This window comes from Francisella adeliensis, from assembly GCF_003290445.1.
GTDB lineage: Bacteria > Pseudomonadota > Gammaproteobacteria > Francisellales > Francisellaceae > Francisella > Francisella adeliensis.
This window is the reverse complement of sequence record NZ_CP021781.1, coordinates 1,079,170-1,093,594: the sequence shown is the minus strand read 5'-3', so window position 1 is coordinate 1,093,594 and position 14,425 is coordinate 1,079,170. Positions and strand designations below refer to the sequence as shown.

The window sequence follows — 14,425 nt, the reverse complement described above, 5'->3', positions numbered from 1 at the left end:
TATATCCCCTTATTAAATAACTTCTTTTTCACTAGCTTCCATCATGATAGATGCATCTGTAATAGCTTCATCTTTTGAAAGCACTAAACGACGCAATACAGCATCATTATACTTAAGAGAAGTTTGTAGCTTTTCTAGTGATTCAGTACCACACTCTACATTAAACATAACGTAGTGAGCTTTGTGAAGCTTCTCTATAGGGTAAGCTAACTGGCGGCGACCCCAGTCTTCGAATCTATGGATTTTACCACCGTTACTTTCGATGATTTCACGGTATTTACCTAGCATAGAATCAAGCTGATCTGATTGATCAGGATGAATCATTAACACGATTTCATAATGTCTCATTTTTCGTAAACTCCTTACGGTTTATCATTAATATTTTACACTGATAAGCTATATGTATTCTTATATAGCAAAGAGCGAAGAAAATTATACTAGCTAGGGGTTTAGAAAGCAAGTTTTATTTGTGTCTACAAGTATATATCTCTTTGTATATCTTATAGAGATAGTCAATATATAAAAACTAAAGAAAAATGAAATACTCATGTAGACGGGTATCTTTTCAAACATCTAGAAAAATGAAATAAGTCTTACCTTCGTTGGAATTACGAGATGTTTATGTTGAGATTGATATTATATAGTTGATGACATTTTTCTTTATAATTAGTTATAATATTCTTATACATCCGTATCGGTATTAAGTATCTATAATATTAAAGGTAAACCTATGCAACAAAATATTAACAAATTTGAGAAATTTCTAAATCAACTACAAGCCTCTATTGCTTTAAAGCTAGAGTCTTGTGAAACTAATGATGCTAGATTTATTAGTGACAAATGGGAGAAGCCAAATACTCCAGAGCAAAAACTTAAAGGTTATGGTAATTCAATGATTATCGAAGGTGGTGAAATTTTTGAAAAAGGTGTGATAGCTTTCTCAAAAGTAAATGGAACTGCCCTACCCCCTTCAGCTACAAATAAACGCCCAGAATTAGCAGGTAAAAAATTTGTAGCAACAGGAGTATCTTTAGTAATCCATCCGCGTAATCCATTTGTACCAACTTCTCATGCTAATTTTAGATTATTTATGGCAGGCGCTGACACTGATAATCCAATATGGTGGTTTGGTGGTGGCTATGATTTAACGCCATATTACCCTCATAAAGAAGATGTTATACACTGGCACAAAGTTGCTAAAGATGTTTGTGATAAACATGATAGTAGTTATTATCCTAAATTTAAAAAATGGGCAGATGATTATTTTTACTTACCACATCGTGATGAGTGCCGAGGTGTTGGTGGATTATTCTTTGATGATTTAAATGATAAAACTTTTGAAGAATGCTTTGCATTTGTAACTGATTGTGCAAATTCATTTGTAGATGCGTATGTACCTATTATAGAAAAAAGAAAAAATATGCCCTTTACACAGCAGCAAAAAGACTTTCAGCTCTACCGCAGAGGTAGATATGTAGAGTTTAATCTTGTATTAGACAGAGGTACTATTTTTGGCTTGCAAAGTGGTGGTCGTACAGAATCTATACTTTCATCAATGCCTCCAATGGCTGCTTGGAAATATAATTACCATCCAGAAGAAAATTCAGAAGAAGCTAAAGTTTATGAGTATATAAAACCAAGAGATTGGTTAAAAGGTTAAGAAAATATTTGTAAGAATTAATCCTTATTTCAATCGTCGCTTTTAGTTTTTTTATCTGTAGAGATGATATCATCAATTTCATCTTCAACAACTTTTTCTATATCTTTATTAAATGCACCAACTATATAGATAATTAAAGCTATACCAACTATTAAAATAAATACTTGAGAGTATCCACCATCTGCGATAGATAGTATTGCTAAAACTATTACTATTAAAGATATAATCTTAGATAGTAGATTTTGCATACTAAATTTCCAAGTCTTACAAGCACCTTTTTTAAATGTATCTAATGTTTTCTTTTGAAAATCATTCATCTTTATAACTCCTATTTTTACGATTTAAAATTTTAATATGTAAATACATATTGTCAGTAATTGTAGATGCTAAAAAGAGTAACTTCAAACTATTTGTATTTAATCTTCCAGCAATTATGGATATTTTTATTAGATAAGAAATCACGAGATAAGCATTTTTCATCAATATTTTCACAATTATATCTATCTAAAACTTCTTGGGACATTTTAAAGCGGCGATAATTGTTTGAAAAATATAGTACGCCATCTTTTGTTAGAGAGTTCATAGCAAGATTAACTAGCATTTCATGATCTCTTTGAACATCAAGAGTGTCATCCATTCTTTTTGAATTTGAAAAAGTTGGAGGATCTAGGAAAATCACATCAAATTTTTGAGTGTTTGATTTTAACCATCCTATACAGTCAGACTGGATAAATTCATGCTTAGAAGTATCAATGTTATTTAAAGTAAAGTTTCTCTTACCCCAATCTAGGTATGTGTTAGACATATCTACACTAGTGGTTTTAGCTTCTTTTAAAGCAGCATGAACACTTGCAGTACAAGTGTAACTAAAAAGATTTAGTAGAGATTTGTTTTTAGACTCTTTTGCGACAATTTGTCTAATTTTACGATGATCTAAAAATATGCCAGTATCTAAATAATCTTCAAAATTCACATAGAACTGTGCATTCACCTCATTTATTACGAAGAAATTATTTTGATTGTCTTCTTTTTGATATTGGTCTTTACCCTTTTGGCGTTGGCGTACTCTTGTATGGATATTTTCATACGCAATACCTAGTGTTTTATGGATTTGATAAATCGCTTGATAAAATCTTTGCTTAGCAATATTTTGATCTATAGTTGCATCAGCACGGTATTCTTGTAGAAATACATTCTCGTTATAAATATCTACAGCTACTGAAAAAGTCGGAATATCTGCATCATAAAGTCTATAACATTCAACACCTGTTTGCTTTAGCCATGGTTTTAGGTTTTTGAGATTTTTTTGAAGTTTATTACCAAAATCTATATGTTCATCAGATTTAGTCGCAGCATTTTCTGCGATACGGATATTTTTTTCAAGCTGAGATTCGTGTTTAAATACTGCGTGCTTATTTATATCTATCTGATACAGAATCGTTTCAATAGCACCATTATAAAATTTATTTCGTTTTGTAGTACGAAGTTCCATCTCTTTAATACAATCACTAAAGCTTGTCAAAATTGCAACTTTCCAGCCACCGAAGTCCTCACCAAGAGTATGCCCAAAAGCATTGAAAATATCTAAGAGTTCATCAATTTGGTTACTATAAAGTCTTTCACCATAAGGAGGATTTGTAACTATAAGACCAACACTATCAAATACATTTTCAATATCTCTGATATCTTGTCTTTTAATATTTACGACATCATCAACATCTGCTTGGTAGATATTCTTAGAGGCTTTATCTAGGACATTATTATCAATATCATAACCTTGAATAATAGCATTTGTAGGTTTTACAGCTTTTTGTGCCTCAAGTATTAAGCTACTAAAAAGCTCTTCATCATGTAGTTTTGAGTCAAATATCTTAAATGATTTATTGAGTAATAACGGAGCTATATTTTTAGCCATTAAAGCGGCTTCTATAAGTATAGTTCCTGAGCCACACATCGGATCTACAAGTATAGGCTGCTCTTTTTGTAGTTCATCTAACCACCCTGCTTTTAGTAATATAGCAGCAGCTAAAGACTCTCTTAATGGAGCTTCTGCTTGATGTTGTCTATAAGTGCGTTTATGTAAACTATCAATATTTAAACATAAAAAAACATTTACAAAATGCTTATTAAGATGAAGCTTAATAATGTTATCAGGGTTTTCGGTCTCAATGTTTGGACGTTCATTTGTTTTATGTCTAAATTGATCAACTATAGCATCTTTAGTTTTTTGTGAAACAAACATAGTGTTGTTAAAATCATAATGTTTGCCTGATACTGCTATTTTGAAGTTTTTATCTACATCAAAGTAAGTATCCCAATGAATATCCGAGATAAAGTTATATAGCTCTTCTTGTGTTTCAACTTTTTGGGTCGCTATTTTTAGCATTACTTGGCTAGCTAAACGAGAATGTATACAAGCTTTATAAGCCTGCTCAAGTGTACCTTCAAACTCAACGCCTGCTAGCTTTTCATAAGCTATAATGTCTAGTCTTGCTAATTCTTCTTTTAGGAGTATTTCTAAACCTTTTGCACAGCTTGCAAAATATGTATTTATAGTCATTTAATTTTGATTGTAAGTATTATAACTTCAATGATATAGCAAATATGTTAAATAACAAATATAGACAGCTTATTTAGATAAATTAGCATGAAGTTAGTTATTTAATTGCTCTAATTTTTCAAGGTTTTCTAGCCACTCTGCTTCTGTTTCTTCTAGTTGAGTTTTTATCTGAGCGTGTTTATCGAGAATTTCTTGTAGTTTAATTTTGTCATTATACAGCTCTTGATCTTCAAGTATTTTTTCCATTTCTGAATTTTGTTTTTGAAGTTTATCGATAGTTCTCTCTAATTTTTTTATTTTGTCTTGAATAGGTTTTTGTTGTCTTCTTTGATTTGAAGTGAGTTTTGTTTTTTCTTTTTTTTCAGTTACTACAGCTTTTTTAGGACTGTTCTCATTTTTTTTGACCTCAAGAATATATTTATAATAATCTTTCATATCACCATCAAAAGGTTTAACAGCCCCTTCGCCTACTAGCATATATTCATCTACTGTTGATTCTAGTAAGAACCTATCATGAGATACGAGTATAATAGCTCCCATAAAGCTTTGTAGTGCTACAGTAAGAGCTTCTCGAACACCTATATCTAAATGGTTTGTTGGTTCATCGAGCAATAAGAAATTAGGTTCTTGATAAACAATCATAGCCAAAGCTAAGCGTGCTTTCTCACCACCAGAAAATGTACCTGTTTTTGCCAGAGCTTTGTCACCAACAAAGTTGAAGCTTCCTAAGAAGGTTCTAAGTTTTTGCTGAGTTGCTTTAGGATCTAACCTTTGCATTTGTAACAAAGGAGATGCATCCATATCTAGCACATCTAAAGAATGTTGTGAGAAATAGCCAACTTTAAGGTTAGGATGTTTTTCCATCTCTCCAGATAAAATGTCAATTTCACCAATTAGTGACTTGATTAATGTTGACTTACCAGCACCATTTAGACCTAGCAAGCCAATACGCATATCATTATAGATGCCTAAGCCTATTTTTTGTAATATAGTTTTATCACCATATCCTAAATCAGCATTTTGTAAGCTTACTAAAGTACCACCAAGTTCTTTAGTTTCTTTAAACTCAAAACTAAAATCTGACTCTGATTTAACAGACTCAACTCTTTGGATTTTATCGAGCATTTTCATACGACTTTGAGCTTGTTTAGCTTTTGATGCTTTTGCTTTAAACCGATTAATAAAGCTTTCTAAATGATCAATATGCTTTTGTTGTTTATCAAAGCTTTTCTGTTGGAGAATCTTCTGCTCATACGATTGCTTTTCAAAAGATGAATAATCACCCGTATAGCTAACGACTTGTCTTTCATCAATATGAAAAATCTGCTTAACAACATTATCCAAAAATATTCTATCATGTGAAATAAGTAGTAGAGAGCCTTTATACTCTTGTAAATATTGCTCAAGCCATAAAACCGCATCTAAATCTAAATGGTTCGTTGGTTCATCAAGCAGTAAAATATCTGACTCTTGTAATAACGCTTGTGCTAGGTTTAGCCTAATCTGCCAACCACCAGATAACTCTTTAACTTGTTGATCAAGTTGAGCAGTATTAAAGCCTAAACCTGATAATAGTTTACCAGCTTGAGCTTCTATACTATAACCACCAAGTGACTCGTATTCTTCATGATAATGAGAATAATCAACAAAGTTTTCAGTAGCTAAAGCATTAGACATCTTTTGTCTTAGATCTTTTACAAATGCAACACCATTAGCAACATAGTCTATAACCTTTACATCAAAATTATCAACATCTTGCTTAACGGTAACTATACGAGTATTTTTAGCAATTTCAAGGTCACCTTTATCAGGTACTATATTGCGCTGGATTAGGTTGAAAAGAGTGGTTTTACCTGTACCATTTTTACCAACAAGACCAATTTTTTGATTTTGAAATATAGAAAAGTTGATGTCATTGAATAGTTCTTTTACATCTACTTGGTACGAAATATTTTTGAAGAATATCATTAAGAATTTGTTTTCTAGAATTATAGAGTACAATTATACACTATATGTAAAGAATTAGTTATTTATTGACATACCCATAGATCGCTATTTGCGGCATCATCACAATAAGAAGTTTGCTTTATACTATTAATTGCTTCTACAACATTTTGTTTTTGTTCTTCAGGCAAATCTAAATCATCAACACCTGCAATAGAAGTAATAGATTGAGGACCTTCATTACCAATATAATTTATCTCTCCAGGTACTTCCGAGTTCATGCTCATATCGATTCCATCCCTGAAACCATCCTCATCAGCAGCACCATTATAGACTTTAATTTCTATTTGATCGCCTGATACTCGCATATTTATATTATTATTAGGTTCATAACAACTAGCTCCTTCTACATCTGGGAATCCGCAGCTATTGCCATCAAATTGGTTACTGCTTATACCCTCTCCTCCGTTAGAGTTATTATTTGCTTCTCCATCATTCTGACATGAGCTAGGAAGTTGAGATGATGTTAAGCCTGTACCACTACAGCTCCAATCAATAGTACCTATACCAATTGAAGGTACTAAAGATATCGAGGAATTGGCTACAATACTACTTGTATCTAACTCAATAGTACCATTTTCTCCAATGCTAGCACCACTAGGTAAAACACCTAGATTACCACCTGTATAATCTATACTATTGTTATTGTTAGATATATATTCAGCTGCTGCCTTTACCGCACCTAATTTTTCAAGTTCCGATGAAAGCTTTGATCTTACTGTATAATTTGCATACATAGGTACAGCGACAGCCATAAGTATAGCTATAATTGCAATAACAACCATTAACTCAACCAATGAAAATCCTTCGCTTGCAACCTTTTTCATTTTAAATAATTATTGAAAATCATCTTTATATGATAGCTTTTTTACAATATATGTAAATATGGTAGCTAGAATTTGTAGTGTATTTTTATCAAAAATAATATTCTTTGAGTTATCATCTATATAATCAACGCTCAAAAGAACAAAATATGTTAGAAATTGTTACTGTTTTATATAATGAGTTTGAAACCTTAGATGTCTTTGGGCCAATAGAAATACTTGGAAGTTTTAAAGATATTTTCAAACCTGATTATTATTCTCTTGACGGAGGAGTGGTTACAAGTAGCCAAGGTGTAAAAATAGATACACAAAAGCTTTCTGGTGTAACTTCAAATGGTTATATACTTTTTATACCTGGAGGTATCGGAAGCCGAGAACTAGTTTATAATAAGAAGCTTATTGATGCACTTTCTAAATTGGCAACAAAAGCTAAATATATATTTACTGTCTGCACGGGATCTTCGTTATTTTCTCAAACAGGATTACTTGATGATAAAAATGCTACTTCAAATAAAAAAGTAATGTCTTGGACTAAATCTATAGCTCCAAATGTTAATTGGGTGGATAAAGCAAGATGGGTAAAAGATGATAATATTTACACAAGTTCAGGAGTTAGTGCTGGTATTGATATGAGTTTAGGCTTTATAGCTGATACTTTGGGTTATGATATCGCTAAACAAAAAAGCATTGAGATAGAATATAGCTGGCTAGAAGATCCTAGTATAGATCCATTTTTTGAAGTTCATAATTAGATTAGAGTTTGATAAGTGAGTAATACAAGAAAAATCATTCACATAGATATGGACTACTTCTTCGCTCAAGTAGAAGAAAAGTCCAACCCAAACTTAGCAGATAAACCTTTTGCTGTTGGTAGTACTAATCCTAAAAGAGGTGTTATACCAACTTGTAATTATATTGCTAGAGAGTATGGTGTTCATTCAGCGATGCCGACCTCTATTGCATTACAAAAATGTCCAAGCCTGATACTTTTAAATTCTGACTTCTCTAAATATACAGCGGCCTCAAAGCTTATAAGAGAGATTTTCTACTCTTTTACAGATAAAGTTGAGCCTTTATCTTTAGATGAAGCATATCTTGATGTTACTGATGTACAACAATATCAAAATAGTGCTACCTTGATAGCTAAAGCGATTCAAAAACAAATATTTGATAAAACTGGTCTAACTGGTTCAGCCGGTGTGGCTCATAATAAACTAATTGCAAAGATAGCAAGTGATATAAATAAACCTAATGGAATTTGTGTTATTACACCGAATAAATTAGATGAATTTATAAAAGATTTACCTGTAAAGAAGTTATTTGGAGTAGGTAAAGTTTCACAAGAAAAATTAAAAAACATGGGCGTTGAAACTTGTTCGCAATTACAAAAATTAAGTCTCAATTTACTTATAGAGAAATTCGGTAAGTTTGGAAATAATCTATATAACTATGCGAGAGGAATAGATAATCGAGCTGTAAATCCTATTCGTATTCGTAAATCTGTAAGCGTTGAAAATACATATCAGCAGGATTTACAGACCTTGGATGAATGCTTAAAAAAACTTCCTGAGCTATATGAGAAACTTACTAAAAGATTAACCACCGAATACGCTAAGCAAATTGTAGGTGTTATAGTTAAATTTACAGATAATAAGTTTAATAAAACAAGCATAAATCGCATATCAAAAAGCCAAAACATCAAATTCTTTGAAAATTTGATTGCTCAATTATATGAAAAACAAAATTACCCTATTCGACTTATGGGTATTGGTGTACGGCTCGGTGAGACTGATGATAAACAAATGGAGTTATTTTTATAATTAATTTAGAGCAAAATTATCAATCAAACGAATTTCTTCTATCATAAATGCATACAGTCTTCTATCACCTATATCATTTATATATATAATCTCAACATTAGGTGTAAGTTCATTAACCTTTTGGGCTGCAATATCTACATTTTTTTCTGAGTGAATGATATTAGACACTTTGCTTGCTAGTTCAACACCTTCATTTGATAGTCTATTGTTACGAGAACTCATAGCTAAGCCGGAGCTTAAACGAACTGTTTTACATGGGATGATATTTACATCTAGGAAGAAAGCTGAAACCATTTCTTGTATCAATTTTAACTGTTGGAAATCTTTTTCTCCAAAATAAGCATTCTTAGGTTTTATAATATTTAGTAATTTCATCACTACTGTAAGCATTCCATCAAAATGCCCTTTTCTACCACCTTCACACTCTGTTGCAAAATTTGATGTACAAGTTATACGAAAATCTAAATTTTCATGGTACATGTTTTCAGAAGAAGGTAAAAATACACAGTCAACTCCTAACTGCTCAGCAAGCTTTAAATCATTTTCTAATGTTTTAGGGTAGTTATTGAGATCATCTTTATTGTTGAACTGTGTAGGGTTTACAAATATACTCAATACAGTAATATCATTGTCTCTTATACTCTCTTTAAGAAGTGAACCATGTCCTTCGTGGAGATTGCCCATTGTTGGTACGAATCCTACATGAAAATCTCTATTAATGTTTCTTAGATAATCTTGAATATCATTAATAGATTCAAAAACTTTTATAGCTTTTTTACTCTTATCAGTAGGCATCTTAGTTTCAAAACTATGTTTAGAACATGGGAAAACTCCAGATTTAACTTCTTCACAAAACTTGTTTATAGCAGTTTTGACCTGACTTTCTCCTTGCATATATTTTTTTACAAATTTAGGTAGGAAATCCATATTTAAACCAAGCAAATCTTGTAGAACTAAAACTTGGCCATCTGTTTTATTACCAGCACCTATACCAATAGTAGCTATTGTTAACTCTTTAGTAATTCTTTCAGCAACATCTGTTGGTACACACTCTAGCACTATACTAAAACACCCTGCTTTTTCTAATCTTTTAGCTTGATTAAGTAATATATCGGCACTTTCTTTTGTCTTGCCTTGAACTCTATAGCCACCCAGTGTGTTTACAAATTGTGGTGTTAACCCAATATGCCCCATTACAGGTACACCAGAATGCACAAGGTGATTTATATATTCTTCATTGCCTTCGACACCTTCAAGTTTTATAGCATTTGCTCCAGCTTGCATTAGTTTCATAGCACTAGTATTTAATAAGTCTAAAGATCCTCGGTATGACATAAAAGGCAGATCAGCAACTACAAACTTTTTATTAACACCTCTAGATACAGCTTTAGTATGCAGAGTCATCATTTCAACATTAGCATAAAGTGTATCTTGCTCACCATGCATAGTCATTGCTAGACTATCACCGACTAATAGGCAGTCTACATCTGTAGTCTCAAAAATCTTAGCAAAACTATAGTCATAGCATGTCACAAAATTTATTTTTCTTTTTTCTGCTTTGAATTTTTGAAAATCATGTATTTTCATAATCGTATCCTAATTACTTTTTAGTTTGGTTTTCTAGATTATAAAAATCTAAAAATGCTTTATAAATTAGCTTGAAGTTATCATTATTAAGGCTATTTAAGTTCGTTTCAATTGTCTTAGTATCATTTCTTATAAATGGTCCAGTTAAGGCTGAAAACACATCATTTTTGATATTATTTGTAGTTGTTTTTAGATAGTAATGTACTTTATCAAAAGGAACATCAAACTCTTTCATCATCCGCTCTGCAAATGCTTGCCATAGTATGGTGGTAAAATTATTAGCACCTACACACAAAGCATGATAGTAAGCTTTTTTATTAGTATCTATAGGATAGTTAGGGTTAGATAAATCAGGAAATATATCATTAAATGATAGTTGTAACTCATTGTTGTCATAGAAAAAACATATTTTTCTATACTCATTGAGAGAATACTTGACTTCTTTTGTAAAGCTTTGTAACGGATGAACCCCAATTATTCCCTTAGATGCTAAAGAGCCTGAACAATGTATGGCCAGTTTGTCGCTATTAGGGTGCTTTATAATTTCACTTAAATACTTATTAGTAAATGCTTCAATAGCATTATCATTAATCAGAAGTAAAATACGATTGGCTTTTTTTACTTTGTTATTTAAGTCTTCGATTGAATTATCTTTACGAGACCAAGTTTCAAAAATCAAGTTTTGAAGACCAAAATAATGTGCCATATGACTGGCTAGCCTGCCATTACCTATAAATAGATAGCTTAATGATTGTTGCATATTAACTAGCTTTTTTATTTATTGAAGAGTCTATATAACCTTTAATTTCTTTTATTTCATTAGCTTCATCAACAAAAACTAGTTTAGGATTATGGTTTTCTAATGCTTTAGCTTTATATGATGCATAAGACGCTACTATAATAACATCACCTTTTTGTACATGTCTTGCAGCTGCACCATTTACACACATCTCACCTTTTTCACCAAGTATTACATAAGTTGCAAACCTACTACCGTTATTACAGTTATATATCTCAACTTTCTCAAAAGGTAGAAGGTCTGCTTGCTCACATAAGTTTTTATCAATACTTATAGATCCATAGTAGTTTAGGTTAGCTTCTGTGATAGTAGCCATATGAATTTTTGATTTTAGCATAGTTCTTTTCATAGCAAATATTATTATGTATTTTAAATGTAAACAACATACATAAAATGTGGTGTAGTAGCAAGCTTAAAAGCTTTTTGCATCACTAATTTTTCACAGGAATTTATTTTGCTTTACTCAAGTCTGGCTTTTTATTTATATGATCTTTAAGTCTTTTTTACACCATCAAGCATAAACCATTGTCCCATTTGCTTAGGTTTAGAAAAATCTATTTGATGTTTTTTAAATACTTCTTGAACTTCATCGACTTGATTTTCTATTATCCCTGAGAGTGCTAATTTACCATCCTGCTTTAGACTACCGGCTATATTCTCCACTAAGCTTATGAGTATATTTGAAAATATATTTGCTACCACCAAATCAAATTTTTGAGTCGGAGAATTATCACTAAAGTGAGTTTTATTTGCTACATTATTTTCTAGAGCATTTTTTTGTGATGATTCGATAGAATTAGGATCAATATCTATGCCTTCAGCATACTTAGCACCTAGCTTTATAGCACCAATAGCAAGTACACCAGTACCACAGCCATAGTCTAAAACTGTAGTGTTTTTAGATACATTTTTTTCAAGCCATTCTAAGCACATCTTAGTAGTTTCATGATTACCACAGCCAAATGCTATACTAGGATCTACAATTATATATGTCTTTAGAGTATCAGTCGGAGGCTCTCGCCAATTTGGATAAACGACTATATTTTTACCAATTTCGATTGGCTCATAGTCATATAACCAAGCTGCTTCCCATTGCTGATCTTCTATAATCTCATAATTTATTTGATCTTGTGTAACAGTGCTTATATCTTTAGTTAAATTTTTAAGAATTTGCTCAATATCATATTTAAACTCATATAATACTGTAAGCTTAGATTCATTATCGGAGTGTTCGGTATTTGTAATCGATCCAGCTGAGTTTTCAAAGAGATATTCTTCTATAGTTTTTAATTGTTTATTGTCTACTATAAATTCGATCTGATGCCATTTTTGCATGATTTATGAATTTTTTTTAATTTGAGTAAATATTATACACTGATGTTAGGCACATTCTAAATATACCTTAGCTTTATGATGAACTAGTTATGGTTTGTTGGTTATACAAACATTAAATAATTACTTTATTTTTAGTTATTTGCCCAAAACAATCTTTGAGCATCTTGATCTGGTCTAAACTCATTATTTCTTGAGTCAATATATTCACCACGTTGTGAGTTTATGAACTCTCTATCTGGTGGTACATAAGCAGAACCTTCTGCTCTTTCTTCAGAAACTTCTGGGCCGTTATACATAGCATAAGGATCTGCTGGTCGCATAAATGCATAACTCATCACACAACTTAGTAATCCTGCCGAGACTAAAATAGTTTTTTTCATAATATACCTCTAAAAGTTACTACTGCTAACATATAACATTATACCTTTTAGAAGAGATTAATTGCTATATTTCTCAATCAATTTTAAAACAACATATATAGCACCACTTATAATCGCTGAAACTATACATACCTTCAATGCAATGGGGAATAAATTAATAAAGATAGTAATAATACTTACTATTATTAAAACTCCGAAAAATATTGATAGAAACTTATCCATTCTAAAACTCCTTTATTTTATAACAATCTTTGCAAATTTTCGTTTACCAACTTGAAAAACATTTTCTGTTCCCTGCCCAAATAATACTTTAGTATCTACTAACTTTTCACCATCAATTTTAACAGCACCCTGTTTAATCATACGGTTTGCTTCAGAAGTACTAGCTACAAGACCTGCTTCTTTTAGCAAATTTGCTATTGGTAGTTCACCTGTATTTAATTCTACAGTATTTATGTCATCTGGTATCTGATTTTTTTGAAATCTTTGTACGAAATCTTGATATGCTTTTTCAGCCTCTTCTTTTGAGTGAAATCTTTCGATCAATTCTTGAGCTAATTCAATTTTGATATCACGAGGGTTTTTACCATTTTCAACATCAGTTTTTAGTTTAGCTATAGTTTCTAAAGATTTAAAACTTAAAAGCTCATAATAACGCCACATCAATTCATCAGATATAGACATGATTTTGCCAAATATTTCATTAGCAGGTTCTTCAATACCGATATAGTTCTGGCTTGATTTAGACATTTTCTTAACGCCATCAAGACCCTCTAAAAGAGGCATTGTGATTATGATTTGTGCTTCTTGATTATTTTGTTTTTGAAGCTCTCTGCCCATAAGTAGGTTAAATTTTTGATCTGTACCACCAAGCTCAATATCAGCATTCATAGCAACAGAATCATAGCCCTGTACTAGTGGATATAAAAACTCATGTATCGAGATAGATTGACCACCTTTATAACGCTTAGAAAAATCATCTCTTTCAAGCATTCTAGCTACTGTAGAGTTTGAGGCAAGTTTAATCATATCTGATGCAGACATATCATTAAACCAGTCGCCATTTCTACGCACAATAGTTTTTTCTTTATCAAGTATTTTAAAAACTTGTGTAGTATAAGTTTCAGCATTTGCAGCTACTTCCTCAGCGGTTAGTGGAGGTCTTGTAGCATTTTTGCCAGTAGGATCGCCAATCTGGGCAGTAAAATCACCAATTAAGAAATGTATTTCATGACCTAAATCTTGAAGTTGTTTTAGTTTATTGATAACTACAGTATGTCCTAAGTGAATATCAGGAGCTGTAGGGTCGCAACCAAATTTTATGATTAGAGGTTTATTCTTCTCAAGCTTTTTTATAAGCTCAGCTTCAATAAGGACTTCATCAGCCCCTCTTTTTATAATTTCTAAAGTTTCTTTTATAGAAGGCATTTAGTCTTTTATACTATATGTTTGATAA

13 protein-coding genes and 2 pseudogenes are annotated in these 14,425 nt (G+C 31.5%); 3 read left to right on the top strand and 12 right to left on the bottom strand.

Annotated features, from left to right (window positions below):
• Nucleotides 1-12 precede the first annotated feature (12 nt).
• A complete protein-coding gene (rpsF, locus tag CDH04_RS05275) occupies nucleotides 13-348 on the bottom strand; it encodes a 30S ribosomal protein S6 (RefSeq protein ID WP_112870036.1) in 336 nt (111 codons plus the stop codon).
• Between the two features lie 382 nt (nucleotides 349-730).
• Here rpsF and hemF point away from each other — a divergent pair, with 382 nt between their 5' ends.
• Complete coding sequence (hemF, locus tag CDH04_RS05270; protein WP_112870035.1) at nucleotides 731-1,660, top strand: oxygen-dependent coproporphyrinogen oxidase; 930 nt, start codon at nucleotides 731-733, stop codon at nucleotides 1,658-1,660.
• Nucleotides 1,661-1,689: 29 nt separating this feature from the next.
• Here the strand turns inward: hemF and CDH04_RS05265 are convergent, their stop codons facing one another.
• From CDH04_RS05265 to CDH04_RS09945, 4 genes and pseudogenes are all read right to left on the bottom strand, one after another.
• Nucleotides 1,690-1,977, bottom strand: coding sequence for a hypothetical protein (locus tag CDH04_RS05265; RefSeq protein ID WP_112870034.1), 288 nt, complete (start codon nucleotides 1,975-1,977; stop codon nucleotides 1,690-1,692).
• Between the two features lie 89 nt (nucleotides 1,978-2,066).
• Nucleotides 2,067-4,220 (bottom strand): bifunctional 23S rRNA (guanine(2069)-N(7))-methyltransferase RlmK/23S rRNA (guanine(2445)-N(2))-methyltransferase RlmL, encoded by a 2,154-nt coding sequence (gene rlmKL / locus CDH04_RS05260; RefSeq protein WP_112870033.1) that lies wholly within the window; start codon nucleotides 4,218-4,220, stop codon nucleotides 2,067-2,069.
• Nucleotides 4,221-4,313: 93 nt separating this feature from the next.
• Nucleotides 4,314-6,188: an ABC-F family ATP-binding cassette domain-containing protein gene (locus CDH04_RS05255; RefSeq protein WP_112870032.1), complete on the bottom strand. Its 1,875-nt coding sequence runs from the start codon at nucleotides 6,186-6,188 to the stop codon at nucleotides 4,314-4,316.
• Nucleotides 6,189-6,664: 476 nt separating this feature from the next.
• A pseudogene (locus CDH04_RS09945) lies at nucleotides 6,665-7,051 on the bottom strand (pilin); the annotation flags it as partial.
• 146 nt (nucleotides 7,052-7,197) lie between these two features.
• Here CDH04_RS09945 and CDH04_RS05245 point away from each other — a divergent pair.
• Nucleotides 7,198-7,800 (top strand): DJ-1/PfpI family protein, encoded by a 603-nt coding sequence (locus CDH04_RS05245; RefSeq protein WP_112870030.1) that lies wholly within the window; start codon nucleotides 7,198-7,200, stop codon nucleotides 7,798-7,800.
• Between the two features lie 15 nt (nucleotides 7,801-7,815).
• Nucleotides 7,816-8,868, top strand: coding sequence for a DNA polymerase IV (gene dinB / locus CDH04_RS05240; RefSeq protein ID WP_112870029.1), 1,053 nt, complete (start codon nucleotides 7,816-7,818; stop codon nucleotides 8,866-8,868).
• Here the strand turns inward: dinB and panC are convergent, their stop codons facing one another.
• From panC to tyrS, 7 genes and pseudogenes are all read right to left on the bottom strand, one after another.
• Nucleotides 8,869-9,663, bottom strand: a complete 795-nt coding sequence (gene panC, locus CDH04_RS09940; protein WP_234393435.1) for a pantoate--beta-alanine ligase — start codon at nucleotides 9,661-9,663, stop codon at nucleotides 8,869-8,871.
• A gap of 6 nt (nucleotides 9,664-9,669) precedes the next feature.
• Nucleotides 9,670-10,458: pseudogene (panB, locus tag CDH04_RS09935) on the bottom strand (3-methyl-2-oxobutanoate hydroxymethyltransferase); the annotation flags it as partial.
• Between the two features lie 10 nt (nucleotides 10,459-10,468).
• Nucleotides 10,469-11,215 carry a DUF2520 domain-containing protein gene (locus CDH04_RS05230; protein ID WP_112870028.1) on the bottom strand — a complete coding sequence of 249 codons (747 nt, stop codon included), beginning with the start codon at nucleotides 11,213-11,215 and terminating at the stop codon, nucleotides 10,469-10,471.
• Between the two features lies 1 nt (nucleotide 11,216).
• Nucleotides 11,217-11,591, bottom strand: a complete 375-nt coding sequence (gene panD, locus CDH04_RS05225) for an aspartate 1-decarboxylase (protein WP_234393417.1) — start codon at nucleotides 11,589-11,591, stop codon at nucleotides 11,217-11,219.
• A 155-nt stretch (nucleotides 11,592-11,746) separates the two neighbouring features.
• On the bottom strand, nucleotides 11,747-12,589 hold the full coding sequence (prmA, locus tag CDH04_RS05220) for a 50S ribosomal protein L11 methyltransferase (protein ID WP_112870026.1): 843 nt from the start codon (nucleotides 12,587-12,589) through the stop codon (nucleotides 11,747-11,749).
• 131 nt (nucleotides 12,590-12,720) lie between these two features.
• Nucleotides 12,721-12,969 (bottom strand): hypothetical protein, encoded by a 249-nt coding sequence (locus tag CDH04_RS05215; protein ID WP_112870025.1) that lies wholly within the window; start codon nucleotides 12,967-12,969, stop codon nucleotides 12,721-12,723.
• 234 nt (nucleotides 12,970-13,203) lie between these two features.
• Nucleotides 13,204-14,397: a tyrosine--tRNA ligase gene (gene tyrS, locus CDH04_RS05210; protein ID WP_112870024.1), complete on the bottom strand. Its 1,194-nt coding sequence runs from the start codon at nucleotides 14,395-14,397 to the stop codon at nucleotides 13,204-13,206.
• Nucleotides 14,398-14,425 lie beyond the last annotated feature (28 nt).